The following is a 26849-nucleotide window of genomic DNA, read 5'->3' as shown; positions in this document are numbered from 1 at the left end:
TACGGGATATAGAATCGCCGGAGGGGAAAGGGAGCACTCTCTTTCTCCTTCTCTTTAATGGAAAGGGTCCGGTGGTTCTATCGCTTGTTACCTCGGGAGGGTAAACAATGACAGAATATCTGATCCGTCGTTTGTTGCAATCGGTATTGGTCATTTTTTTGATTACGGTCGTGACCTTTCTGCTCATTCACGCGGCTCCGGGCGGTCCCACCCAAGTCATGCTTGCTCCGGGCTTATCGCCGGAGACGTTCGAACAGCAGAAGCGTAACCTTGGCCTGGATCAGCCGATTCCCGTTCAGTACGTCCGCTGGGTGGGGGACTTGCTGCGGGGCGACCTCGGTTATACGTTTAAAAATCATCTGCCCGTCGGGGATCTGTTGTGGCCGCGGATCGCCAACACGCTGATACTGATGGGGGCGGCCTGGCTGGTTACGCTCGTTATCGCTTTGCCTTGGGGCATCTACAACAGCACGAAGGAATACGGTTTGTCCGACCAAACCGCGTCCTTTATCTCTTATTTGGGGTTTGCCATGCCGACGTTTTGGTTCGGTATTTTGCTGCAGCAGTGGCTTTCCCTCGGCCTCGATTGGTTCCCGCTTTCGGACATGCACAGCCGCGGCAAGGAAGGCAGCATCACCGATTTATTTATGCATCTGGTGCTGCCGGTCTCGGTGCTGTCTTTGGGGTTCCTGGCTTCTTATATGAAATACGCCCGCGCGAGCATGCTTGAGGTGCTGGAGCAGGATTACATCCGTACCGCGCGGGCCAAAGGCGTCAAGGAACGCAAGGTGGTGTTCCGGCATGCGCTGCGCAACGCGCTCATTCCGATCATCACGATCATCGGCCTGGACTTGCCGCTGTTGGTTGGGGGAGCCGCTTTGACGGAAAACGTGTTTAACTGGCCGGGCATGGGCCGATTATACGTTGAGATGGCTACGGCGCGCGAATACTCCGTGCTGATGGCGATCACCATCGTTACCGCCGTCGTGGTCGTCATCGGCAGTCTGTTGGCGGACATTTTGTACGCGATCGTGGATCCGCGGGTTAAATTGGGGCGGAAGGGGGGAACGGCGGCATGAGCGAGCTGAAAGTTCCGTATCCGTCCGGTCCTTCTCCGGAGCCGCCTATCCCGAACCCGGCGGAGTCTTCCCTAACCAGCGGCAAAGCCGAGCCGGCGCTTTCGTCCAGAAAACCGCCCGGCCCATGGAGAACGCTCTGGAGTAAATTTTCACATAATCCGTACGCCATGACGGGGCTGGGCGTGCTGTTGTTTTTCATTATCGCGGCTCTATTGGCACCGGTGATTTCAGGGTATGATCCGGCGAAAATCGATCTGCTGTACGCCAATCTTCCGGCCGGTTCGCCCGGGCATCTGCTCGGCACCGATGAGCTGGGGCGGGATATTTTTACCCGGCTGCTGTACAGCGCCCGCATCTCTTTGTTGATCGGCTTTTCCGTCGCCTTGGCGTCGGTTGTGATCGGATCGATCATCGGGGCGTTGTCCGGGTACTTCGGCGGTTGGGTCGACACAGTGTGCATGCGCATCGTCGATGTGATGAATTCGGTGCCCACCTTGTTCCTTAATATCCTTGTGCTTGCTATCTTCGGGTCGGAAATCCGGTATATGATTATGATCTTGGCTTTTACGAGTTGGATGAGCATCGCCCGCCTGGTTAGGGGGAATTTCCTGCAGCTGCGGGAAATGCAGTATGTGGAAGCAGCGAGAGCGATTGGGGTATCGGATATGGGCATCATTTTTCGCCACCTGCTGCGCAACTCCAGTTTTCCGATTATCGTCAACGCCACATTGATGGTAGGCTCGGCTATTTTGAGCGAATCGGCTTTGTCCTATTTGGGGCTCGGCATCCAGGCGCCGGCGACGAGCTGGGGGCTTATGCTCAGCAATGCGCAGGAATTTATGCTGATCGATAAGCTGCAGGCCGTTTATCCCGGGTTGTGCATCCTGATCGTCGTGCTGGCGGTGAACTTTATCGGCGACGGCATTCGCGACGCCCTGGATCCCAGAAAGAACATCAGCAAATCGCGGAGGAGGCTGACGAAATGGCGGAAAAATTACTCGAAATCCGCAAATTGACGGCAGGTTTTCTTACAGAGCAAGGCGTTGTCAAGGCGACCGACCGCATCTCGCTTAGTCTGGACAAAGGGCAAACGCTGTGTCTCGTCGGCGAGTCGGGCAGCGGAAAAAGTGTGACCTCGCTGGCGATCATGCGGCTGCTTGATTATGCCGGAGGGATGATTTTGGAGGGAGATATCAGGTTCCGTGAGCAGGAGTTGTCGCTGAAGAGCCAGGAGGAAATGCGCCAGATCCGCGGAAATCAAATTGCTATGATTTTCCAGGACCCAATGTCGGCGCTAAATCCGGTATTTACGGTTGGGGAGCAAATCGCCGAAAGCTTGAGGCTGCATCAGCACAAAAATGGGGAGGAAGCCTGGAACATGGCGGTCGATTTGCTGCGTTTGGTGGGCATTCCGGGTCCGGAGATCCGCGCCAAGCAATATCCGCACGAACTGTCGGGCGGCATGTGTCAACGCGTCGTAATCGCCATTGCCTTGGCCTGCAATCCGGAGCTGCTGATCGCCGATGAGCCGACGACGGCGCTGGACGTGACGGTGCAGGCGCAAATTCTCGATCTGCTGCGGAAGCTGCAGGCCGAGCTGGGGATGTCCATTCTGCTGATTACGCATGACATGGGCGTGGCAGCGGAAATGGCCGACCGGGTCGCCGTCATGTATGCGGCAGCGATCGTGGAGGAAGGGCCGGTGGCGGACATCTTCGCCCATCCGAGCCATCCTTATACGGTGGGGCTGCTGCAATCGATTCCGGGTTTTGAAGGGGAACGGGGAGGAGAACTGTATACGATCCAGGGGACGATTCCGCCGATCGGGCAGCTGCCCTCGGGGTGCCGGTTTCATCCGCGTTGTCCGCACGCGATGGACATTTGCCGGCAAAAGGAGCCTGGCGAATTCTTGATCGGAGACGATCATCGCGTGGCTTGCTGGTTGTATGAGGATAAGCCGGAGTTTGTGGCCGGGGAGCCAAGCGGACGAAACGAGGTGAAACCGGCATGATCATCAACACGTCGCCTGTGCAGTCAACACCGAAAGCGGATAGCCAAAATTCCGGGGAGATTTTGGTGGATATCCGCAATGTGAAAAAATATTTTCCGATTCAGAAAGGATTGTTAAGCCGGATCGTCGGGCACGTGAAAGCCGTAGACGACGTTTCCATGGCCATTCGCAAAGGAGAAACGTTTGGACTCGTCGGTGAATCGGGATGCGGAAAATCGACGCTGGGGCGTGTGATATTGCGGCTTCAGGGCGCGACGGACGGGGAGGTCGTGTTCCAGGGGCAGGATATTCACGCGTTAAAGGGCCAGGAGCTGCGAAAGCTGCGCGAGGAAATGCAGATTATTTTCCAGGATCCGTTTGGCTCGCTGAATCCGCGTTTTCTGGTTAAGGATATCATCGGCGAACCGCTGCGCGTTCACCGGAACATGTCCGCCAAACAGATCGACGAGCGTGTTGTTGAGCTGATGGAGCTGGTCGGGCTGGATGCCAGCCGGCGCAACCGGTATCCGCACGAATTCTCCGGGGGACAGCGGCAGCGGATCGGTATTGCCCGGGCAATTGCCCTGAACCCGAAATTTATTGTCGCGGACGAGGCGGTTTCGGCGCTGGATGTATCCGTGCAATCGCAAGTCATTAATTTGCTGATGAAGCTGCAGCGTGAATTGGGGTTAACGTTTTTGTTCATCGCTCACGGTTTGAATGTCGTCCGCCATATTTCCGATCGGGTGGGTGTCATGTATCTCGGCAAGCTGGTGGAAGTGGGGGAAACGGAAACGTTGTTTTCCGCGCCGCTTCATCCTTATACGGCCGCACTGCTGTCGGCGATTCCCAAACCTGCGCCGGGACGCCGCAAGGAGCGCGTCGTGCTGCAGGGGGATGTGCCGTCGCCGGCGAATCCGCCTTCAGGCTGCCGGTTCCATACCCGCTGCCCCATTGCCGGGGACAAATGCGCCCGGGTGGAGCCGAAGCTGACGGAAGCGGCGCCTGGCCGCCAGGTGGCCTGCCACTTCCCGCTTAGCGCGGATAGCGGTTTGGTATAGTAATTTCATAATAGAAAGGCAGGGGGCCGCTCTCGGAATGGGGAACAGGCCTCTTTGTTTTAATTCAGAGCCTCGGCTTCCTGATAGCGTTAAGAAAAACTACCGCTAAAGGTGCTCTGGCTTCTTTATAAGAATTTTCGGCGGGTAGAGGAGGATGTACTGGTAGAGGAGGGAGGAGAAGAGGAATCTGCGGGCTAAGGGACACCAGAGCCGTTATTTTCGAAATAACGGAGGTTTGCAAAATGTAACGGACACAGATGCTCTTATTTACCTCAAATCGGCCTGGATGAACGGGTTTAGAGCGAAATAGGGCCATGTGTGTCCGTTAGGCTGGGAAATACCCGGGAAATAGACGGATAAGGTCGCTGGAGTCCGTTAGAGCAGCGTCCACTGGATGTAGACTACAGATTGAAAGAGCCGAGGTACTTGGTGCTTCGGATCGTGAAAGAAGGGGAAGGGTTCTCGTAGTTGAACCGAAGAGGGAATGGGTTTGCACCCTCCGAAGAACCTCACGAGCGGGGAGATTTTTTACGCTGAGAGACGTTTTGCCGCCGGTTTGGGTGCCTTGTCCAACAAGAGGTATGTCGGTTATTGTTGTACCGTAATTCCTCAATGTGTTATAGTACGAAACGATAGAGATATTTTTGCAGGCAAGTTGGAAATGGTATTATTACTATAAAACGGAAATCTAAATCTATGAATTAAAAATGGAGGCATCATATGATAGAAAGGCAGAAACGCAGCTCGAAGCGAAAAAAGAAGTTTGGTAAAAAATCGTGGATTGCGCTCATCGCCATCGTGCTGATCATCGGGGCGGGAGCTTATGTGTTCCGCAAGCCGCTGGCCATCATGGCGTTTGACTTGTTCCTCTCCGGACAGGTAGAGCAGCAATTGGAGAAATCTTATGCCCCTCTGGGAGGCGAAACGGAGCCGCAGCAGGTTGAGCAGGAACAGGGATTGGAGCCGTTCACCATGCTGTTGCTTGGCGTCGATCAGCGGGATCATGAGCCGGCCCGGTCCGATACGATGATTTATGCGGTGGTGCGCCCGGAAGAGGAAAAAGTGCTGCTCATTTCCATTCCCCGTGATACGTATACGGAAATTGTGGGTAAAGGCGGACAGGATAAGATCAACCACGCGTATGCTTTTGGCGGCGAGAAAATGGCGAAGGACACCGTGGAGAACTTCATCGGTTATCCGGCGGATTATTATGCGGCGATTAACTTTCAGGGGCTGAGGGAAATTGTGGACGCCCTGGGCGGCATTGAGCTGCCGATCACCAAGGATATCGTCAACAAGCAGAAATATCACGAGAAATTTACGGTTAAGGCCGGCAAACCGCTTTATAGCGGGGACGAAGCGCTCAATTACGTCAGATACCGGGAGGACAGCGACTTTGAACGGACGAAACGCCATCAGATCTTTTTGAATGCGATGGTGAACCGGATGCTGAAGTTGGATCAGGTGACGAAAATTCCCGAATTGATGGACATGATGGGGGAAAATTTCAAAACCGATCTTGCGCCAAGCAAAATCATTGACCTGTCGAAACAGGTACTGCTCGGCAGCCAGCAGCCGCAGATCAGCGGGTTCACCATTATGGGCAAAGGGATGCGCATAGGTGGGATTTATTATGACAAAGCCAACGAAGAGGATGTCGCCTTCGCCAAAGAGATGATCGGAAGCTGGATCGATCCGGAAACGGAGCCGGATAAATTGATTACGCCGGAATCGCGGGATGCGGAAAAGGCCGGAACCGAAGCCGGCGCTTCGAACGAAAACGGTTCGGGGACGGCGGCGGAATAGCGGGAGAGCGACAAAAGCATGAGCCGGAGAATCCCGTCATATTTTAGAATAGAGGTAGTTCAAAAAGTCATCTTTTGATCACGAAGCAGGTCATGAAGTGGATCGGGCGTCGAATCTTGAATTCAGCCGGGCCTTCCGTTGCTCACGTACCCAAAACGTACGCTCCGCTACTCAGTCCCTAGCTTCATCCAACCTTCTCAGTGCTGAAAAGCCGACTTTTTGAACACGCACTTATAATGCAAAAAAATTCGGCAGTCCGGTTTCCGGCTGCCGATTTCTCGCGGAACGGGCGGAACAACTTCCGTTTTGAAACGTAACAATTAGGGGAGTCTGAAGAAAGGTGAGGAGGATTTCGATCCGATGAATATTGCGTTTTTTTTATTGCCCAAAAACGATGTCGTCACCGTCACGCTGGACTCCACGCTGCGGCAGACGCTGGAGCGGATGGAGTTCCACCGCTATACGGCCGTGCCGATCATCAGCGGGGACGGGGCCTATGTCGGAACGGTGACCGAAGGCGACCTGCTTTGGTATATGAAAAATTCCAATGGCAAGGTGAACTTTGAGACCGCTTCAAAATTTTCGCTGAAGGATGTTCCGCTCAAATTGGACATCAAACCGGTGCGCATCGACGCGGACATGGAGGATTTGATTAATCTGGCGAAGATGCAGAACTTCGTTCCGGTGGTGGATGACCGGGGGCGGTTTATCGGCATTGTCCGCCGCAGCCAAATTATCGAATATTGCGAAAAATTCGTCACCAGAAACGCGCTGGAATCCAATAAATAGAAGGCGTTTGCGTCCCTTGGCGCATTTGCTATATGCTATAATGAAGAATAAGTTTTTTTTCGGGGAGGGTGGAAGCTGTCCGCCATGCAAAGGGAAATGGATGTGGCCAAACGCGCCAAGGTGATTGAATGGCTCAAAACCGAAGTAGTCGATCACGTATCCCGTTTGTTTAAGGCACTATGGGAAGGCAGCACGACACGGGTAACGGACAGTCTTGCCAGTCTGATCGTCAGCAGCTATATTTTGGGGCGCAGACTTGGTGTTTCCTATCGGGATATGGATGACAGTATTCTGGAAAAACTAAGGAAACATAAGCAGGAGGGTCACCAGTTGGAGGATTGGTATCAGGATATTTCTGCACTTGAAGAACATATGCATAAGAGGTGAACCCATTTGAAGTTGCGCTGGACATCGGTGGCCTGGAGCGCCGTTTATTTACTGCTTCTGCTGTCACTTGCTACTCCGCTGACCGTGGTTACGATTTTTTTCCTAATGGTACCGGGCGTCTTGCTCTACACGACGTTGTCCACCAGAGCGTTTATCGTGCATACAGCGGCCGTTTGGCTGATTGCGGCGCTCGTTTTTGGGCCGTTCCTATTGCTGCATGCCGTATTTTTCATCATCCCCGCGATCGTGATGGGTTATTTATATAAGAAAAGAAGCCCGGCTTTTCGGATCGTGATGTCCGGAACCGGGGTGCTTCTGCTGGAATTTATCCTGGTGCTGCTGATCAGCACGGTGTTTTTCGACTTCAATCTGGCCACGGCCATTGAAGATATGATCAATGCGGCGGTTGCGCCTTTGCAGGACGTGGCCGACAGCCCCATGTCGGGCGGATTGGTCTGGTCGCCGGAGATGAGCCAGCAGTTTTCCAGCCTGACCGTGCGGGTGGTGCCGTTCACGATGATCGTCTGCTCGCTGCTGATGGCCGCCGTGGCCCATGCCGTCTCCCGGCCGACGCTGGCCAGCCTGGGGCATGCCGTCCCGAAGCTGGCACCGATCCGGGATTGGAAGCTTCCGCGCTCGCTCATCTGGTACTACCTGATCGGGCTGCTGATTCAGCTGTTTGCCGGCGGAGTCATACAAAATGGGTTCCTCGGCACGATCGTGCTCAATCTGATGCCGCTGCTGCATTTTTTATTTATGGTACAAACGGCAAGCTTCTTCTTCTTTGTGGCTTATCATCGCAAGTGGAACCCGGTCTTCCCGGTGCTGCTCGTGGTAGCGCTCTTGTTCATTCCGCCGCTGCGTATCGTGGGGATTCTGGACATCGCTTTTCCGCTGCGGGATATGATTACTAGACCAAGACGATAGGGTGAGAAGGCATGCCAAATCTTTTGCAAAAACGTTGGTACGGTTATCAAACCGTGTGGATGTTCATGCTTCAGCTGCTGCTCGTCATCTTCGTCTCCTATTACAACTGGATTCTGGGACTCGTTAGCCTTTGCCTGGTCGGGGTGCTGACCTATAACATGCTGCAGGCGGAACGCCGGTTCCGCAAGGAACTGGTCCGTTACGTCACGGATCTGACCTACCGCATCAAGCGGGTGGAAGGCGAGGTGGTCAGCAGCCTGCCGTTTGGGATTATGCTGTACAGCGAGGAGCGGACCGTGGAATGGCATAACCGGTTCGTCGATCAGATGTACGGCAGGGATTCGGTCATCGGGCAGCCGCTCGCCGAGCTTCTGCCGCAGTTGCAGTTCCCTCAGCAGGGAAAGGACAAGAAGGATGGGCACGGCGGAAAAATCATGGCGGAAGCGATGGTGGACGATCGTTATTACGAGCTTACCGTGGATCAGGCGGAGCGGCTCATTTACATCCATGACATCACAGAACTGGCCGTGCTGCGCGGGCGTTACGAAGACGAGCGCGCCGCGCTGGGCATCGTCCTGCTGGACAATCTCGACGAGGCGACGCAGGGGATGGACGACCAGCAGCGGACGGCGTTGATCGCCCGGGTTGCGACGGCGATCACGGAATGGGCCAAACAGTACCGCGTTTATTTGCGGAGGCTGTCTTCCGAGCGGTATCTGATGATCCTGAATCAGAGATCGCTGAACGAACTGGAGCAAAGCCGGTTCGTCATCCTTGACGAGGTCCGCGAGATGACCGCGGACCTGAAGGTGCCGATTACGCTCAGCATCGGCCTCGCTTTCGGCACCGAGCGCTTCAGCGAGCTGGGCGAACTCGCCCAGTCGAGCCTCGATATGGCGCTCGGGCGGGGGGGCGACCAGGCCGCGGTGAAGGCCGGTCAGCGCTTGTCTTTCTATGGCGGCAAATCGGGCGCCATAGAGAAGCGGACGCGCGTTCGCGCCCGCGTGATCGCGCATGCTTTGCGCGATCTGATGCAGGAGAGCGACCGCGTCATCATCATGGGCCATCGCGTCCCGGACTTCGACGTGATCGGCGCCTCCATCGGCGTGCTGAAAGCCGCCGATATGTATAAGGTCGAAGCTCACATCGTCCTGGATGGCCCGAACCCGGGCATCGGCAGCTTGATGGAGCATCTCGGCAAGGACGAAGCTTTGATGCGGCGGTTTATTACGCCCGAGCAGGCGCTCGGCATGATGACGCAGCATACGCTGCTCGTGCTCGTGGATACGCATAAGGCGTCGATCACGATGGAGCCGCGGCTGGTCGAGGAGGCGAGCCGGGTGGTCGTCGTGGACCACCACCGGCGGGGCGAGGAATTCGTGAGCGATGCGGTGCTTGTCTATCTGGAGCCGTACGCCTCCTCCGCCTGCGAGCTTGTGACCGAGCTATTGCAGTACATTCACGAGAAGGTGGAGATCAGCCCGCTGGAGGCGACGACGCTGCTGGCGGGGATGACGGTCGATACGAAGCATTTTGCGCTGCATACCGGGTCGCGCACGTTCGAGGCGGCGGCGTTCCTGCGGCGGAACGGGGCCGACACGGTGCTGGTGCAGCGGCTGCTGAAGGAAGACCTGCAGGAGTACATCATCAAGGCGGATATCATCAAACATGCGCGGATGATCCACGGGCATATTGCACTGGCGGCGGCGGAGCCGGGGCGCAAAGTCCCGCAGCTGCTGATCGCCCAGGTGGCCGATACGCTATTGAACATGACGGGCGTGATGGCATCGTTCGTGATCAGCGAGCGGCCGGACGGCCTGATCGGCATCAGCGCCCGCTCGCTCGGCAGTATGAACGTGCAGGTCGTGATGGAGCGGCTGGGCGGCGGGGGGCATTTGACCAATGCCGCCGTACAGTTGGAAGGAACCCAGGCGGAAGCAGAGAAGAAGCTGCTCGCCGTGCTGGATGAAATGGAGAAGGAAGAGGGGTTGTTCGAATGAAAGTGATCTTTTTGCAGGATGTCAAAGGTCAAGGCAAAAAAGGGGAAATCAAAAACGTATCGGAAGGCTACGCGCAAAACTTCCTGATCCCGCGCGGACTGGTCCGCCCGGCGACGGAAGGCAACGTGAAGACGCTGGAGCAGCAGACGGCGGCGGAACAAAAACGTAAACAGCAGGAGAAGGAAGACGCGATCCAACTGGGCAAAAAACTCGAAGAGATCACCGTCGAGCTGAAAGCAAAAGCCGGGGAAGGCGGGCGCCTGTTCGGTGCAATCACCAGCAAGCAGGTGGCGGACGCGCTGGAGAAAGCCGGCGTGAAGCTGGACAAACGGAAAATCGAGATGCCCGAACCGATCCGTACGCTTGGCGTGACTCAGGTTTCGGTGAAGCTGCATCCGGAAGTGAAATCGACGCTGAAGGTTCACGTGGCGGAGGAATAAAATGAGCGGTGATCTGTTTTTCGATCGGATCCCCCCGCAAAATCTGGAAGCGGAGCAGGCGGTGCTTGGGGCGATCCTGCTCCAGTCGGAGGCCCTCATCACCGCGATGGAGCGGGTGCGGACCGAAGATTTTTATGACAAGCCCCATCAATTGATTTTTGAAGCGATGGTTCAGCTTGGCGAGGAGGGCAAGCCGATCGACCTCGTCACGCTGACGGCCAAATTGAAAGACCGCGGCGAATTGGAGGATATCGGCGGAGTCAGCTATTTAGCGAAGCTCGCGCACGCCGTGCCGACGGCCGCGAACGTGGATTATTACGCGCGGATCATCGAGGAGAAGTCGATGCTGCGCCGGTTGATTCGCACGGCGACGCAGATCGTCAGCGACGGTTATGCCGGCGGCGAGGACGTCTCCGGCATGCTCAGCGACGCCGAGCGGAGCATCCTGGAGATTTCCAACCGCAGCTCGGGCAGCGGGTTCGTGGCGATCCGCGACGTGGTAATGGAGGTGTTCGACCGCGTCGAGCAGCTTCATCAGAACCGCGGAACGACGACCGGCATTCCTTCCGGATTCGTCGATTTGGACCGAATGACGGCCGGGTTCCAGCGCAGCGATTTGATTATCGTGGCGGCCCGGCCGTCGGTAGGTAAAACGGCGTTTGCGCTGAATATCGCGCAGAACGTGGCGGTGCGCGCCAAAGAGACGGTCGCCATCTTCAGTTTGGAGATGTCCGCGGTCCAGCTGGTACAGCGGATGATCTGCGCCGAGGCCAATCTCGACGCGGGGATCATGCGGACCGGCGATTTCAAAAACGATGACGACTGGGCGAAGCTGACGATGGGCATCGCCGCCTTGTCGGAGGCGGAGATTTACATCGATGATACGCCGGGCGTCACGGTCGCGGATATTCGGGCGAAATGCCGCCGCTTGAAGAAGGAGAAGGGCCTCGGGATGATCCTGATCGATTACTTGCAGCTGATTCACGGCCGGGGCAAACCGGGCGAGAACCGGCAGCAGGAGGTATCCGAAATTTCGCGGACGCTCAAGCAGATTGCGCGGGAGCTGGAGGTGCCGGTCATCGCTTTGTCCCAGTTAAGCCGGGGCGTCGAGCAGCGGCAGGACAAGCGGCCGATGATGTCCGACTTGCGGGAATCCGGTTCGATCGAGCAGGACGCCGACATCGTGGCGTTCCTGTACCGGGACGATTACTATAATCAGGAGACCGAAAAGAAGAACATTATCGAAATCATCATCGCCAAACAGCGGAACGGCCCGGTCGGGACGGTCGAGCTGGTGTTCTTGAAAAACTTCAACAAATTCGCCAACTACGAGCGGGCGCATACCGACGCGTTTGCCGGTTAAAATTAGAAACGAGATACAAGATTCGAGAGCTGACGGTTACCGTCGGCTCTTTTTACATTATAGAATTTATAACTCAACTTTCGCAGCAAAAATCGGCAGCAAGCCTTGATTTGCTGGGTAAAGCAGCAATTCATTGCCGGAGTTGACGCTGAATCAGAGGTGAGGGGGGCTGTCTACAGGGTTCGTGTTAGGTTCGTGTCCTGGTGTCCCAGCCTTGGTGTCCCTGCCTGCTGCTTGCCTTTGCACGATTATCCCTTTCGTTAAGGGAGCAGGGGGTGGGGGCTAGAGCAAGGGTTCCAAAAAAAGGAGAAGAAAAAGAGATGAGGAAAAAATGAGCCGGTTCAGGTAAGATTTTCGGCTTGAAAAGAGAACGTACGTTTGGTATAATGAAATAAATGGAACGTGTGTTCGTAAATTTTTGATTCGGGGGCGAGTGAACATGGAGGGCAATACGGGAACGGAACTTCAACCATACGCCTGCCGTTATAACGACGAGCAGGCCTGTATGGAGGCGCTGATCGCGATGAAGTGGCCGAACGGCTTTGTCTGCCCGCGCTGCGCTCACACCCGGTGCAGTCGTCTGACCTCCCGGCATATCCCCTTGTTCGAGTGTGGAAAGTGCAAGCATCAAACGTCGGCTTTGGTCGGTACGATTTTTGAAGGAACGCACCTGCCCCTGCTCAAGTGGTTCGAGGCTCTGGATTTATTCCTGCTTGAGGGCGGCATCTCGGCGATGCGGCTGAGCAAGGTGATCCAAGTCACCTACAAAACCGCCTGGTTGATGCTGCATAAAATACGCCATTCCGTTGGGGAATTCGATGCCCGAGAGCTACTCTGCGGAGACGTGAAGGTGAACAGCGATCTGTATGGGCGTAATCCGTCCCGGTTTCAGGTTTCGCATCCGTACGCCTCGGCGGTCGTAGCTGGATGCACGGTCACGGAATCGGGCGAGCCGGAGCAGGTCAAAATCCGCCTGGTGCCGCATAAAAGAGGAGACGGGAAAAGGGCAAACCGTCACGAACTCGCCGCGTTCATCAACGGGCATGTGGATGTCCGTACATCGGCGGTAGAGTCTTTCCCTCTAGCCTATCGGCTGTATACGCCCTTGCGGAAAGTGGTGAGAGAGGCGTGGGAATCGCTGAAGAGTACGTATGTAGCCTTGGGACTGAAGCATCTGCAGGCGTACCTAAACGAGTACACCGTACGCCGCTCGCTGCGCCGGCCCGGGGCGAAAGAAACGATGCGGCAGAAGTTGCTGCGCATGTGTGTGGCGATTCCGGCGATCCCTTACCGCCGGCTGATCGCACGCCAACCGAACCGGCCCCTTGCGGCTGCGGCCTGATCGTGGCGCTGGAACGGCGGGGGGAGTTTGACGCAGATCAACTTAAATAGGGGTTAGCATGAACAGTCCGGGCGTTGCTGTAAATGGAAGGGTTCAGGCTACAGCAAAATTACGGTCTTTTCGTTTCCCTCGCGTCTTGTCCTTGATTTCCTGTCTTAATCTCCTGTCTTGATCTCTTATCTGGTCTTTCACCTCCCCTAAACCTGATTCCTTCTCCTAAGCCCGTCTAAATTATCTCGAACCGTTCTGCTTCTCCACCAAATATTATCTTCTCCCGAGCTTGTCTGTTTCTCTGCTACCTGATCAAACGGGATAATCGTGCAAAGCGTCCGGACAGCGAGTGTTGATCTGCCGCCCACCTCAAGAAAAGAATACTTTAATTCGTTTGGCAGTTGATTTAGGTCGGGCTGCTGTCAATAACAATGAGTTATAAAATTTGGTCATGGTAGAGGGCAAAGCGCAGGTAGAGAGGGGAGGAGAAGAGGAACCTGAGGGCTAAGGGACACCAGAGCCGTTATTTGCGAAAAAACGGAGGATTACAAAATGTAGCGGACACAGAAGACCTTATTTACCTCAAATCGTCCTGGATGAACTGGTTTAGAGAGGGTTGTTGGTTTCCGTTAGAGTAGCGTCCACAGATTAGAAAGAGCCGAATTACTCGGTGCTTCTGCTCATGAGAGACGGGGGAAGGGTACGCGTAGTAGAACCGAAGAAGAAACTCAAAACCTGCCATTTCATGGCATATATGTCTTCACTTATCTGTACTTAGATGGATATCTTGTATAATCTAGGGTTGCAAGGAATGAAAGTAAATGGAAGGGAGCTTGATGCGATTTTCAATAAACCGATCTGGAAGCTTCTTCAACTGCAGTATCCAAAGAGAAAAATCACTCAAACGGGAGCAATAAGGAGAGGATACAGATGGAAATGAACGGCAAGCCGGATGTGAGGGATTGGTTTCCAAGCGAGGACGGCAATCCGGAACAGCGCGAACGGATGATGGAATTGATCGAGCAACTGGTCCGGGGCGTAGATGAGTTGAAAAATCCCGATGGAGTCAACCTTAAAGGGGAGAAGCAGAGAAATCCCGATTTTTACGGCAGGCTGGCGTCGCAAAGCGTTATTCCGAGTGAAGGTGTCCCTATGCAGGAGGTAAACGAGGAGCTGCTCAAGCTGCTGCATGGCCACCCGTATCACACCAAATACTTTTTTACAAATATACTGCCCATGGCTTCGATTCCCGGAATGTTGGGAATGCTGACGGCGATGCTGGTGAACGGGAACAATCTGTGGGATGTTTACGGCCCGGCCGGGGCCGAGGCCGAGGTGAGAGTCATAGCGATGATGTCCAAGCTGGTCGGTTACGATGCCCGCCTGAGCGGGGGATACACGACCTGGGGAGGGCAAGGAGCGGTATTTTCCGGACTCAGAATCGCCATCGCCAAATATGATCCGGACGCGCTAAAACATGGTGTTCCGAACAATTTGTATGCTTTTTGCTCGGAGGCGGCTCATTACAGCCTGCTCAAGTCGGTGGAGGCCGCCGGAATCGGCAGCGATCATCTCGTAAAAGTGAAAACAATGCCCGACAGCTCGATGGACGTGGCCGATTTGCGAAGCAAACTGGAAAAAGCCGCTTTATCGGGAGGCGTTCCTGTTTATATCGTCGCGACGACGGGCACAACGGACGCCATCGGGATCGATGATCTCGCCGAGATTCGCGCCGCCGCCGAGGAAACCGCTGGGCGGTTCGGCTTGCCATGCCCGCATATTCATGCGGATTCGGCTTTGGGCGGTTTTTTTGCCTTTTTCAACGATTATGATTTGCAGGAAAATCCGCTGCGGTTCAGCGCGGGGGTTCTCAATATGCTGAAGGGCATTCAAAGAAAAATGCGGCTGCTGCCGCTGGCCGACTCTCTGTGCTTCGATTTCCAAAAGCTCGGACAGGCTCCATATGTATCCAGCTTGTTCCTGCTCAAAAACGCGGCCGATCTCCGTTTGATGGATCTGGAGGCGGACGAAACCCCGTATGTTGGACACCGCGGTTATGGCGAATACCACACCGGCTATACGCTGGAGTGCTCCCGGATGGCCAGCTCGATCAGCATGTACAGTCTGCTGCTGTCCTTCGGCGCGGAAGGCTATCAGCGGTTGCTGGCGCAATTCCTGGAGGTGAATTTGCGGTTCCGGGAACGGCTTGCCGCCGAAATCCCGCAGGCCGACATCGCCAACCCGGACAATCCGGGCATCTCGACGCTGATCCGCATTTATTTGCCGGGAAGCCCGCGGTTTTCCGAAGAGGTCGGCGGGACATGCTCCGCGCGGGATATCGAGCGGACCAACCTGTTGAATGAACGGCTGTTCGAGAAGCTTGGGGAGCGCCGGGACCGGATGTTTTTCGGGGATACGAAGAAGCATTTGCTGGCAGGCTCTGCCGAAGGCCAGGAAATTCCGCTGTATGTCAGCAAGTTTTTTGTCATATCGCCTCATACCCGGCCGGAGCTTGTGCCCGAAATCGTGCAGTATTTGAAGGCGTGCATATCCGAGGTATGCGAGGAGTTTAGCGTCTCGCTGGCTAAATCATGACTATTAGACGGTTCACTAACTAAACATTCCAGGAGATGAAATTCAACGTGAAGGAAAAGATCAAACGCTTGCTTTTCGGCCATATCTCTTCGAAGATTATGCTGGGGACGACCATCGTACTATTGGTGGCCATCCTCTGCTTTATTGGCCTTACCAGCGTAGTGAACTCCACTTTGAGCGGAGAGCTGCGGAGCGAGCTCGATAAACGTCTGCAGAGCAATATTCATGTCGTCCAGAACGAGCTTAACCGGATCGAGGGTAACAAACTGGGGATTACGGGAACGGACAGCCCGCTGTATCAGGAAACCCGGAAAGTGCTGGATGAATTGAAAAAAGAGTACAATTTGGAAAATGTCTATATTTTATCGAATGAAGGAGGAAAGGAACGCATCATTGCCTTATCTGAAACGGAGGGGGATTTCAATCAGGAATATCCGTTCTCCGCAGAGATGAAACAAACTGTTGCCCAAGGAAAGGAGACCATTAGCGATATTTATGTTGACGAGTACGGCACGCATAAATCGATTTTCGTTCCGCTCGACAATAAGGACGGCGTAGCTTCGGGACTGCTTGGGATCGATCTTGACGCGTCCGTCATTCCCGCCACCGCGTCGAAGGTGTTCTGGATCAGCTTGGCCATTACGCTCTCCGTGTTCATCATCGGCATCCTCATCGCTTATTTGCTGGGCCGGATGATTGCCAAACCGATCAGAACGCTGGTGCATGCGACGGAACGGATGGCCACGGGCGACTTGTCCCAGGAAGTGCAGGTCAGAAACCTGGATGAAGTCGGCAGGCTGGCGGACGCCTTCCGCGCGATGAGCGACAGCATGAAGCGGCTGATCAGCCATATTTCGACCTCGTCCCAAGAGGTAACGGGAACCAGTTCCCAGTTGATGCACGTGACCAAAGAATCCAGCGAAAGCGCGCAGCAGGTGGCGGTATCGATGAATAACATGAGCGAGGGGATCAACGAAGTGGTGGAATCGATCGCCCATAGCTCCGCATCGGTCATGGAAATCGAAAAGCAGCTGTCCGGCGTCGTGTCGGATGTGAACGAGATGCAGTCCATCGCCGGTAAGGTCAGCGAGCAGTCGACGGAAGGGCAAAACATGGTCGACCATACCTTGCGTCAAATGAATACGATTGAAAAGGTAATGCGCCATTCGGTGTCGACGGCGGGGCAATTGGAAGAACGGTCCAAGGAAATCGGCAACGTCATCGGCATGATTACTGATATTGCCCAGCAGACCAACCTGCTGGCGCTGAACGCTTCCATCGAAGCGGCGAGGGTTGGCGAAATGGGCCGGGGTTTTGCCGTGGTCGCGGGCGAGGTGCGCAAGCTTGCCGAACAGTCGGCCGCCGCAGCGTCGTCGATTACGGAACTGGTAGCGGGAACGCAGGAGAACAGCCGCTTGGTGATCGAAAGCATCGGTGAAGGCAACCGGGCGATTGAAGAGGGACAAAAATGGATGGGCCAGACGTACCAGAACTTTCAGGATATTTTCCAAGGCATCAGCGATTTCTCCACCCGCACCGATCAGCTGCTGAAATCCTTGGTACTGGTGGAAAATTCCTATCAGAGCATCTCCGCTTCGGTGCAGCAAATCTCCGGGGTCACGCAGGAGCAGGCCGCTGCATCTGAGGAAGTGGCGGCAGCAAGCGAGCAGCAAAGCGCGGCGATGGGGGAAATCGCTGCGGCGATCGGCCAGCTCTCGGCGTTGTCTGAAGAACTTCAGAAGGCGGTAGCGATCTTTAAACTGTAACTTGGAAGAGATGGGATGTCCCACGCGAGTCTTTATTGACCTCGGCGGCGGGCGTCCCTTTTTTGCCGAAATCACACTATTTCCGAACGATCATAAAATACTATATAAAAATCGTTCGTTTTTTAATTTGACTTTGAAAATGGAGACTGTTAAACTGGTATTGCTGCGTTAAAGCGGCAGATGAGCTGCTGTCACCGTAAGTGTGTGAGCGCGTTCAAACGTGCGGCAGCGGCAGCCGGGTTGGTCAGTTTTTACAGTCATCGGCCTACGATTTGGGAAAGTGAATCGGGGCTGCATTTTGGAGTGCTTAAATACAGGTGCCGGACGCACCGGGCGGGGGAATGTACATGTCAACGGTAGTCGTTGTGGGAACGCAATGGGGAGACGAAGGTAAAGGTAAAATCACGGATTTTCTGGCGGAGAGCGCAGATGTGGTGGCCCGTTATCAAGGCGGCAACAACGCCGGTCACACCATACTTATCGACGGCAAGAAGTACAAACTCACCTTGATTCCGTCAGGCATCTTCAATAAAGATAAATTGTGCGTCATCGGGAACGGCGTGGTTATCAATCCGGCGGCTCTGATCGAAGAAATCCATTACGTGGAAGAGAACGGGTTCAGCGCGAAAAACCTGGTCATCAGCGACCGGGCTCATGTCATTTTGCCTTATCACTTGGTGCTGGACGCTTTGGAGGAAGATCGCAAGGGGGAGAACAAGATCGGAACGACCCGGAAAGGGATCGGACCGGCTTATATGGATAAAGCGGCGCGCAGCGGGATTCGGATTGCCGATCTGCTGGACCCGGAAGAGTTTGAAGCCAAGCTGCGCCATATCATGAAAGAGAAGAACCATGTGATCCAGAACGTCTACGGAGGACAGCCGCTGGACGTGGAAGAGGTTCTGAAGCAGTATCTGGAGTACGCGGAAATCATTCGTCCTTACGTTGCCGATACGTCGGTAATCTTGAACGATGCGATCGATGCGGGCCGGAAGGTATTGTTCGAAGGTGCCCAAGGGGTCATGCTCGATATCGATCAGGGGACATATCCGTTCGTAACGTCTTCGAATCCTTCGGCGGGCGGCGTCTGCAACGGCTCCGGGGTGGGACCGACGAAGATTCATCAGGTAATCGGTGTGGCCAAAGCGTATACAACCCGCGTCGGCGACGGCCCGTTTCCGACGGAGCTGAATGATGAAATCGGCGATCTGATCCGCGAAACCGGGCATGAATACGGCACGGTCACCGGCCGTCCGCGCCGTGTCGGCTGGTTCGACAGCGTCGTTGTCCGCCATACGCGCCGCGTGAGTGGACTTACGGGCCTGTCGCTTAACTCGCTGGACGTATTGACCGGCCTGAAGACGGTGAAAATCTGCACCGGCTACAAATACCGCGGCGAAGTGATCACCCACTATCCGGCCAGCCTCAACATGCTCGCTGAATGCGAGGCGGTATATGAAGAGATGCCGGGTTGGACGGAGGATATCTCCGGCGCCAAAACGCTGGAGGATTTGCCGGAAACGACCCGGAATTACGTGCGTCGCGTCTCCGAGCTGACCGGCGTGCCGATCGCGATTTTCTCGGTCGGCCGCAACCGCAGCCAAACGAACCAGGTGCTGCCGATCTACGAATAGTTTGAGACAATAGAGAACCTCCGAACCGTCCTTGATGAGGGCGGTTTTTTCGTTCACCTTATAGAATTTATAAAATATCGGGCATGGTAGAGGGCGATGTTTTTTGCAGGTAGAGAGAGGAGGAGAAGAGGGACCTGGGGCGGAGGCTAAGGGACACCAGAGCCGTTATTTGGGGAAAAACGCAGGTTTGCAGAATATAACGGACACAGAAGCTCTTATTTACCACAAATCGTCCTGGATGAACGGGTTTAGAGCGAAATAGGGTCGCCTGTGTCCGTTAGGCTAGGAAATACCCGGGAAATGGGCGGATAAGGTCGCTGGTGTCCGTTAGAGCAGCTTCTAAAGCAGCGTCCAAAGTTTAGGAAGAGCCTCCAATCACTCCAAAGTAGAAGTCAGAGCCACTAAAGGACGCCGTCAGGCGTTTTTCTTAACCAGATCAACTGCAAAAGTGCATCTGTTTTGGGGCTATCGGATAAAAAAGTATCTTCTGAGCGGAAATGAGATGCACTTTTGCACTTGATGAGCTAATTTCGGGGCATTTGGGTGAAAATGAACTGCACTTTTGCATTTGGTTGGGATTCGGCGCGGCTTCGTGTCCTTGTACCGGATATTTTACACAAAACTATTATGAGCCGATGTAGACTGAATCTTCCTTCTACTGTCCATACTAGAGCTAGATGAGCCGCAAGGATAGAAGGAGGAAATCATTCATGAAATGGGTCGGCTGGCTGCTGAAATTATGCGCGACGATCGTGGCGGTAAGCCTGATCAGTGTGGCGACCACGGGCTATGTCGTAAATATGTATATCGGATCGCTGCTGAGCAGTTTCAATCTGCCCATAGTGACTCAGGCGCCAAGTGTGGGCAGCATCGTGAAGGGGATGCTAGGTTTGGGCGGAGGCAACAGCGGGACCGGGGAGAATAACCGAGCTGCGGATTCGGATGGGAGCACCGGGAGCTTGAGCGAGACCGGGGCAAATGGAAGCGGGAACGCCAGCGGGGAAGGGCTTGACGGAGCAGGAAACACCGCAGGGGCGGGAGCCGGCAAAACCGGAAGCATCGCGGGCGGCGGAACCAACGGAACCGACGGAGCTGGCGGGCAAGGCGCAGGCGGTTCCACAGCCGGCAGCGGCACCTCGACAGCCGGCACGTCCGCAGGCGGGGCCGATGGCGGAGCGGCGGGCGCTAACGGCTCCTCCGGCCAAGCCGGCTCCGGTTCCACAGGTACGGGGCAGGGGACGGACGGCAGCGCCCCGGAAGACGCGCTGCCGGTGATGGGCGGGATGTCCTCCGGCGAGGCCGGACAGGGGGCATCAGGTCAGGATCAAAAGGTCGTCGTGACGCCGGATGACTTGATTGCGAAAAAGGACGAGCTGCCGGACAAGGACAAAGAAGAGGTGTTCAAAATCCTCATGTCCAAACTTCCGCAGGAGGATATGCAGACGTTGACCGCAGCGCTGGAGGGCGGGTTGACGGAGGCGGAGCTGATCAATATCGAGCAGATTTTATCGAAACATCTCGATAAAACGGAATATGCCAAAGTGATGGAGATCCTCAAAAAGTAGAAGCCTAACCTGCGGTGGATCAGGCGCGCCGGTGCTTCCATTCATGAGGGTTGTAACTAAACGGAGCTTAAAATCGTTATTGATATATGGGCCAAGCCCGCGCACAGCGCGGGTTTTTTGCGCGTTGACCGAAAGTTGAAATCCTTTGTAGGACTGTGTTAAAGTAATCATTGGCGGTAAAAAGGTTAAAATTTTGAAACCATTTATGGTCGAAATGAGTCGATAGGAAAAAGGAGATCAGTATGAGAGGTTTCACGGGGAAACGTTGGCAGCTGTGGCGCGGGGAGAAGTCCCAGGCGCAGGAGAGTGACGGCCGCCCGGAAAATAATCTAGAGATATCCGAACAGACTGGAAAGACGGAAGAAACCAAGGCCTTATCCAATATATTCAAATCCCGCAAAACCGCTGTAACGGCGGCTGCGGTCGTATTGATTGCCGGTTCGGTCTACTTGGCGGGCCAGCAATACGTCAAAGCCAATACAGTGTCCTATTACCGGGTTTATGTAGGCGGTAAGGAGATCGGCACGATCGCCAGCAAAGCGGAATTTGAATCCATGATCGAACGCAAACAACAAGAATATAGACAAAAATATCCCCATGCGGAAATGGCCGTACATACCGAAGGCATTACGTTGAAGCCGGAGCAAGCCTATAAAGCGAAGGTGGATTCCGAGGAAACGTTGGGCGAGTTGTACAGTATGCTGACCGGATACGCCAAAAGCGTTGAGCTGAAAGTGGATGGAAAAGTGATTGCCATCGTGAAGGATGAGGCGGCCGCGCAGGCGGTGTTGGATCAGGTTAAGGAAAAATACGTTCCGCAAACCGGCGGGCAAACGCTGGCCTCCAAAGTGAAGTTGACCGGCGGGGCCAAATCCAAAACACCGCAAGTGAAGTCCAAGGGGGCCAGCGTCGCGCTGGAGTCGGCCAAAATCACCGAGGAAGTGGCGCAGGGGGCCGTAGAAGCGGACCCGAACAAGGTGCTCACCGTCGACGAGGCGGTGCAAAAAATCGTCCAGGGAGACGAAGCAGCGATTGAATATGAGGTGCAGGAAGGAGACACGATATCCTCCATCGCCGCGCGGTTCGACGTAAAACAGGCCGAATTGTTCGCCAATAACCCTGGCGTAGAGGAACGGACGATGCAAATCGGCACGGTGTTGAACGTAAAAGCGCTGCAGCCGGCGCTGACCGTCAAAACGGTGGAGAAGGTGACGGAAGAAATCGTGACCGAGCCGCAGTTGATCATTCGCAAAAGCGATAACCTGAAGGCCGGCGAGTCCAAGGTCGTCGCGGAAGGATCAAGCGGCTTGAAAACGATGGAATACCGCATCACCAGGGAAAACGGCATCGTCGTTGCCGAGCAATGGCTTGGTCAGGACGTGACGAAAAAAGCGACGCCGCGGATCGTACTGAAGGGGACGAAGGTGGTCGGCGAAGGAACCGGGCAGTTTGCCTGGCCGGTGTCAGGGGCGAGCATTTCAAGCAGCTACGGGTCCCGCTGGGGGCGGACGCATAAAGGCGTTGACCTCGTATCCTCCGACCGCGACATCCTTGCGGCGGACGAGGGTGTGGTCTCGTTCACCGGAACAAAAACAGGATACGGCAATGTCATTATTATCGATCATAAAAACGGCTACGAGACGTTATACGGACATTTGAGCAAGATCAGCGTCAAGGAAGGCGAGATCGTCGAGAAAGGCTCGAAGATTGGGGTTATGGGCAGTACGGGACGTTCCACCGGCACTCATTTGCATTTTGAAATCCATAAAAACGGGGGCGTCCAAAACCCGATGAAATATCTGTAAGTATAGAGGCAGTTCAAATAAATAAATGGCCCGCGCGTCTGGCGTTCCTGATGGAACGTCGGCGCGCGGGCCATTTTTTAAGTTATTTCGCCGGAACGGCTTCAACCTCTTGCTTGTCTTTCAACTGGTGTTGACCCGATACCACGACCTGATCTCCCAAGGACAAGCCTTTGATGACTTCCTGATACAGCTCGTTGAGGCGTCCCAGTTCCACCTGCCGCTTCTCGGCTTTGCCTCCGGAGAAAATGTAGACGTAAGTGTTGCTTTCTTCCCGGATAATCGCCGTAGTCGGGATGGTGAGCACTTCCTGCTCCGCTTCATCGGTCAGCCGCAGCTGCACCTTGGTGCCCGGCTTCAGCTCCAGCTTGGCGTTGTCGGCTTGCAGCTCCAGCTCATAGGTTCTGTTCATCGTATCCATAATGTCCGAGAAGTAGACGATTTTGCCCTTATACAGCTGGCCCGGCTTGTCGGTCGCATAAAACGACAGCTCTTTTTTGCCTTTAAGGAGCTTGGCGTTTTCTTCCGTGATGTTCGCTTTGATTTTGACCGGGTTGATCCGCTGGATTTTGCCGACGATCCCCTGGTTTACGGTCATGCCCGGCTCGATCGAGAAATCGGTCAGAATACCGCTGATCGGCGCGGTCACTTTATAATTGTCCAAGGTGCGGTTGATTTGCTCGATATCGATTTGCGCCACTTGAATCTGATCCTTCAGCGGCTGCAGCGCGTCCGGATCGTTTGTTCCGGCGAACTGGCCGTCCTTCAGATTTTTCTGGGCCGTGCGCAGCCCGATTTCCGCTTTTTGTTTCTGCAGCAGCACATCGGCCGGATCCAGTTCAAACAGCAGTTCCCCCTGTTTCACCTGATTCCCGCGGTCTTTCAACGCTCTGAGCACGTCGCCGCTCGCTTTGACCACGACATCCCGCTGGTCCGAAGCCGTTACTTCGGCGACCGTCTCCTGCGGAGCGCCGATGCTTCTTTTTTGAACTTCACTGATCTTGACGGAAGGTTTTTGAACAACCTTCTGCACTTCCGTTGGGGCTTGCTGAGGGGCACTGCAGCCGGCCAGAGCCATTCCGCCCACGGCCAGCAACGCGCAGCCCATCATGATTTTGATCCATCTATTGTTTCTCATTGACCTACCACTCCCTCACTGATGTCGTCGGATGATTTATCGACCCGGCCTCCTCCTCTATGGAACAAACGGCCTACCCGGTTCTTGAACGATTCGAGCAATTCGTAGACGGCCGGAACGACGACCAACGTCAGAATCGTCGACGAAACGAGCCCGCCGATCACGACGACGGCCATGCCTCGCGAAATAATGGCTCCGCCTTCGGTCAACCCGAGCGCGAGCGGCAGCATGGCGACCATCGTCACGACCGCCGTCATGATGATCGGTCTTAGGCGCAGCGTACCCGCTTCAACCAAGGCGTGGCGAACGGTGTAGCCTTCGGCGCGCAGCTGCTGTGTCCGGTCGATGAGCAGAATCGCATTGGTCACGACGATCCCGATCAGCATCATAAAGCCGATCAGCGAGGTGATGCTTAGCGGTTCGCCGCTGATCAACAAGCCAAGCAGCCCGCCGATGACGGCAAGCGGCAGCGAGAACAGGATGACAAACGGCGCGCTCAAATTGCCGAAAGCAATAACCATGATCAGATAGACGATAAATACGGCCGCCCCCATGGCGACAAACAGCTGGGAGAAGCTTTCCCCGATATCTTCGTTAATCCCGCCGACTTCGCGCGACACGCCGTCCGGAAGCTCGACCTGATCCAGGGCCATCGCGACTTGGCCGGCGACGCCGCCCTTGTTCTGGCTGTCGATTTTGGCGGTGATGTTTACGACTTGTTCCTGGTCGTTGCGTTGAATGCTGGTGGCGGCGTTGATAATGTTCAGCTTCGCCACTTCCTTCAGATAAACGATGGAGCCGCTCCCTGTACGGAACGGGATGTCTCCCAGTTTGGAGAGCGTATCGAGGCCCGATTTATCCAGTTGAACCGTTGTCGTATACGTCGTATTATCCAGCTTGACATCGCCGATTTCATCCTCGGCCAGCCAACCGGCGACGGTTTGCTGTACCGTGGAGGCGCTCAGCCCGTATTGCCAAACTTTGTTCTGATCGACTTCGATCTCAAGCTCCTTCTTGGCATCGCTGAGGGAGTCCTCGACTTCCTTAATCTGCGGAAATTCCTTCAGCTTCTCCTTCATCAGCGCGGAAGCTTCAACCAACCGGTTGAGGTCGTCCCCTTTCAGCGAATATTGGAAATCGGCGCCGCCGCTTGAGTTGCTTTCCAGGGATCTAACGTCCAGTTCGGAGTCTTCCGGCAATTCGGCCATCAAAATGTTCTTGTATTGCTCTTGAACGGCTTTGACGTCGCTGCCTTCACTGACTTCGGTGAAAATTTGCGCCCGGTAAGCCGTTGCCTCGGTGGAGCCGTCAAACCCAATCAGCGACTCGGTAAAGGTAAATTGCGGCTGACCGTCCGATGTCTTCGCGATATGTAAAATTTCCTCCATATCCTTGACTTTGACATCCATAGTTTTCAGCGAAGTGTCGTTCGGCATCTTAATGACAAAGTAAAACTGCCGCGGAGGTTCTTCCTCCGGCATCAAGGTGACCGATAGAAACGGCACCGTTCCGATAATCGAGACGATAAACAGAAGCCCGGCCGCCAGCAGCGTTTTGATGCGGTGGCGCAGCGTCAGTTCCAGAGCGCGGCGGTAAAAAGCCGTCGGACGTCCTGTTTTCTCTTCATGGTGCTTGATCTTGGCTCCGCGGAGCACCAGCACCTTCGCCAGCATCGGGATCACCGTCAAAGCCACGAGCAGCGAGGCCAGCATGGCGGTGGACAAGGTGATCGCAAACGGCTGGAACAATTGCCCGACCATACCGCTAACAAATGCGAGCGGAGCGAAAACCCCGACCGTCGTCAGCGTGGATGACGTAATGGCTGCGCCGACTTCGCGGGTGGCCAGCTTAATGACCGATTCGCCGCGTTCCTGCGCTTTTTGCAAATGCGAGTAAATATTTTCGATAACGACGATACTGTCGTCCACGACCCGTCCGATCGCGATGAACATACCGCCGAGCGTCAGAATGTTCAAGGAAATGTCCAAGGAATTCATAACGAGCAGCGTAATCAGGATCGAAAGCGGAATCGAGACCAAAACGATCAAGGTCATGCGTATATTCCGCAGGAAGAGCAGGATGACGAGCGCCGCCAGCAGCGCGCCGGTGAGCCCCTCATGCACCATCCCGTTAATGGAGGTACTGACTAGTTCCGAAGTGTCGTAAATCGTCTTGAAGCCGATATCGGGAAGCTGCTGCTCCCATTTTGCGAATAGGGATTCGACTTCTTTGGCGAAATCTACGGCGTTGGCTTCGCTTGTTTTGTACAGCTGGATGCCGATGGCCGGCTGCTGATTCAGACGAGCCACAAAATCGGACTCCGAAATCGATTCGACCGTGCCTAGCTGATTCAGTCGAACCCGGATGCCGTTTTGCGTCAACAGGTCCATATTTTCCAAGTTGTATACGCTGTTGGTGTCGCCCTTAACCCGGGCCATCAAGGAAGTGCCGTCGAGATCGACGGCACCTGCCGGCAGCGAGGTGAGGTTTTGACGAACCTGGCCGGACACTTGTCCGGGAGTGAGGCCAAAATCATTCAGCTTCCCGGCATCGAGCTTGATCGTAAGCTTCGTTTCCCGCGCTCCGATTTCGTCCATGTGGTCGTAGCCGGAGATCGATTCCAGTTCGGGTTTGATCTCGTTGGCGTACCATTGGTCCAGCTCCGTCTGGCTCATCCCGTTTTCGCCATAGATGGCGAGATAATAAGCCGGAATCGAAGCAAAACCGAAGGTGGCCACCTTCGGGGTACTAGCCGAAGCGGGAAGGTTGACCTCTTGCAGCAAGCTTTCTATATCTTGCTTTTTCTTTTCGGGGTCGGCGTTATCGGTCAACATGACCATAATCGTCGCAAAGTTATCGCTAGACGTAGAGTCCAGCGAGGTGACTCCCTCCATGTTGGCTATCTTTTTCTCTATCGGTTTGGTTACTTGCTCCATGACGTCGCTGGGAGACCCGGGATATTGGGCCGTTATGTATACCATAGGTATCGAGATATCCGGCATGATCTCCGTCTTTAAATTCCCAGCTGAATACAGGCCGCCGCCAAACAACATGATGATCATGATAAACAAGGCGCCTACATTTTTCATGGAGAAACTGGTCAGTTTGTTCATGGCAATCCTCCTATCTTAAGAAAGATTACCGGATAAATGTGAACTGAATATGAATAAGAGG

Annotated in this window: 19 protein-coding genes; 17 read left to right on the top strand and 2 right to left on the bottom strand. The window is 54.8% G+C overall.

From position 1 onward, the window contains the following. Positions 1 to 107: 107 nt before the first annotated feature. From EHV15_RS08070 to EHV15_RS07990, 17 genes are all read left to right on the top strand, one after another. On the top strand, positions 108 to 1079 hold the full coding sequence (locus EHV15_RS08070; RefSeq protein WP_128630788.1) for an ABC transporter permease: 972 nt from the start codon (positions 108 to 110) through the stop codon (positions 1077 to 1079). Beyond that, the gene (locus EHV15_RS08065) at positions 1076 to 2095 is read left to right on the top strand and encodes an ABC transporter permease (RefSeq protein WP_128630787.1); all 1020 of its coding nucleotides are present in this window, start codon (positions 1076 to 1078) and stop codon (positions 2093 to 2095) included. The genes EHV15_RS08070 and EHV15_RS08065 overlap by 4 nt, the downstream gene beginning before the upstream one ends. Beyond that, on the top strand, positions 2062 to 3090 hold the full coding sequence (locus EHV15_RS08060; protein WP_128630786.1) for an ABC transporter ATP-binding protein: 1029 nt from the start codon (positions 2062 to 2064) through the stop codon (positions 3088 to 3090). The genes EHV15_RS08065 and EHV15_RS08060 overlap by 34 nt, the downstream gene beginning before the upstream one ends. Then, positions 3087 to 4130 (top strand): ABC transporter ATP-binding protein, encoded by a 1044-nt coding sequence (locus tag EHV15_RS08055; protein ID WP_128630785.1) that lies wholly within the window; start codon positions 3087 to 3089, stop codon positions 4128 to 4130. Before EHV15_RS08060 ends, EHV15_RS08055 begins: the two co-directional genes overlap by 4 nt. A gap of 720 nt (positions 4131 to 4850) precedes the next feature. Continuing rightward, complete coding sequence (locus tag EHV15_RS08050; protein WP_128630784.1) at positions 4851 to 5936, top strand: LCP family protein; 1086 nt, start codon at positions 4851 to 4853, stop codon at positions 5934 to 5936. Between the two features lie 360 nt (positions 5937 to 6296). Further along, positions 6297 to 6725 carry a CBS domain-containing protein gene (locus tag EHV15_RS08045; RefSeq protein WP_128630783.1) on the top strand — a complete coding sequence of 143 codons (429 nt, stop codon included), beginning with the start codon at positions 6297 to 6299 and terminating at the stop codon, positions 6723 to 6725. 84 nt (positions 6726 to 6809) lie between these two features. Next, positions 6810 to 7112: a MazG-like family protein gene (locus EHV15_RS08040; RefSeq protein WP_178075795.1), complete on the top strand. Its 303-nt coding sequence runs from the start codon at positions 6810 to 6812 to the stop codon at positions 7110 to 7112. Between the two features lie 6 nt (positions 7113 to 7118). Then, positions 7119 to 8039: a DUF2232 domain-containing protein gene (locus EHV15_RS08035; RefSeq protein WP_128630781.1), complete on the top strand. Its 921-nt coding sequence runs from the start codon at positions 7119 to 7121 to the stop codon at positions 8037 to 8039. An 11-nt stretch (positions 8040 to 8050) separates the two neighbouring features. Further along, positions 8051 to 10039: a DHH family phosphoesterase gene (locus EHV15_RS08030; protein ID WP_128630780.1), complete on the top strand. Its 1989-nt coding sequence runs from the start codon at positions 8051 to 8053 to the stop codon at positions 10037 to 10039. Next, on the top strand, positions 10036 to 10479 hold the full coding sequence (gene rplI, locus EHV15_RS08025; RefSeq protein ID WP_128630779.1) for a 50S ribosomal protein L9: 444 nt from the start codon (positions 10036 to 10038) through the stop codon (positions 10477 to 10479). The genes EHV15_RS08030 and rplI overlap by 4 nt, the downstream gene beginning before the upstream one ends. A 1-nt stretch (position 10480) precedes the next feature. Next, entirely contained in the window at positions 10481 to 11842 is a 1362-nt protein-coding gene (gene dnaB, locus EHV15_RS08020) for a replicative DNA helicase (RefSeq protein WP_128630778.1), read from the top strand. 439 nt (positions 11843 to 12281) lie between these two features. After that, positions 12282 to 13184 carry a transposase gene (locus EHV15_RS08015; protein ID WP_128630777.1) on the top strand — a complete coding sequence of 301 codons (903 nt, stop codon included), beginning with the start codon at positions 12282 to 12284 and terminating at the stop codon, positions 13182 to 13184. Positions 13185 to 14105: 921 nt separating this feature from the next. Then, the gene (locus tag EHV15_RS08010) at positions 14106 to 15770 is read left to right on the top strand and encodes a pyridoxal phosphate-dependent decarboxylase family protein (RefSeq protein ID WP_128630776.1); all 1665 of its coding nucleotides are present in this window, start codon (positions 14106 to 14108) and stop codon (positions 15768 to 15770) included. Positions 15771 to 15868: 98 nt separating this feature from the next. After that, on the top strand, positions 15869 to 17536 hold the full coding sequence (locus EHV15_RS08005) for a methyl-accepting chemotaxis protein (RefSeq protein ID WP_425464467.1): 1668 nt from the start codon (positions 15869 to 15871) through the stop codon (positions 17534 to 17536). Between the two features lie 347 nt (positions 17537 to 17883). Next, a complete protein-coding gene (locus tag EHV15_RS08000) occupies positions 17884 to 19170 on the top strand; it encodes an adenylosuccinate synthase (protein WP_128630774.1) in 1287 nt (428 codons plus the stop codon). Positions 19171 to 19880: 710 nt separating this feature from the next. Further along, positions 19881 to 20735 (top strand): hypothetical protein, encoded by an 855-nt coding sequence (locus tag EHV15_RS36390; RefSeq protein WP_178075794.1) that lies wholly within the window; start codon positions 19881 to 19883, stop codon positions 20733 to 20735. 242 nt (positions 20736 to 20977) lie between these two features. After that, entirely contained in the window at positions 20978 to 22540 is a 1563-nt protein-coding gene (locus tag EHV15_RS07990; RefSeq protein WP_128630773.1) for a M23 family metallopeptidase, read from the top strand. Between the two features lie 82 nt (positions 22541 to 22622). Here EHV15_RS07990 and EHV15_RS07985 read toward each other — a convergent pair whose 3' ends face one another. Then, positions 22623 to 23675: an efflux RND transporter periplasmic adaptor subunit gene (locus tag EHV15_RS07985; protein WP_128630772.1), complete on the bottom strand. Its 1053-nt coding sequence runs from the start codon at positions 23673 to 23675 to the stop codon at positions 22623 to 22625. After that, positions 23672 to 26788 carry an efflux RND transporter permease subunit gene (locus EHV15_RS07980; protein WP_128630771.1) on the bottom strand — a complete coding sequence of 1039 codons (3117 nt, stop codon included), beginning with the start codon at positions 26786 to 26788 and terminating at the stop codon, positions 23672 to 23674. Before EHV15_RS07980 ends, EHV15_RS07985 begins: the two co-directional genes overlap by 4 nt. Positions 26789 to 26849: the final 61 nt, after the last annotated feature.

This window comes from Paenibacillus oralis (assembly GCF_003863965.1).
In the GTDB taxonomy this organism is placed as follows: Bacteria; Bacillota; Bacilli; order Paenibacillales; family Paenibacillaceae; genus Fontibacillus; species Fontibacillus oralis.
This window is presented reverse-complemented; position numbering and strand designations above follow the sequence as displayed.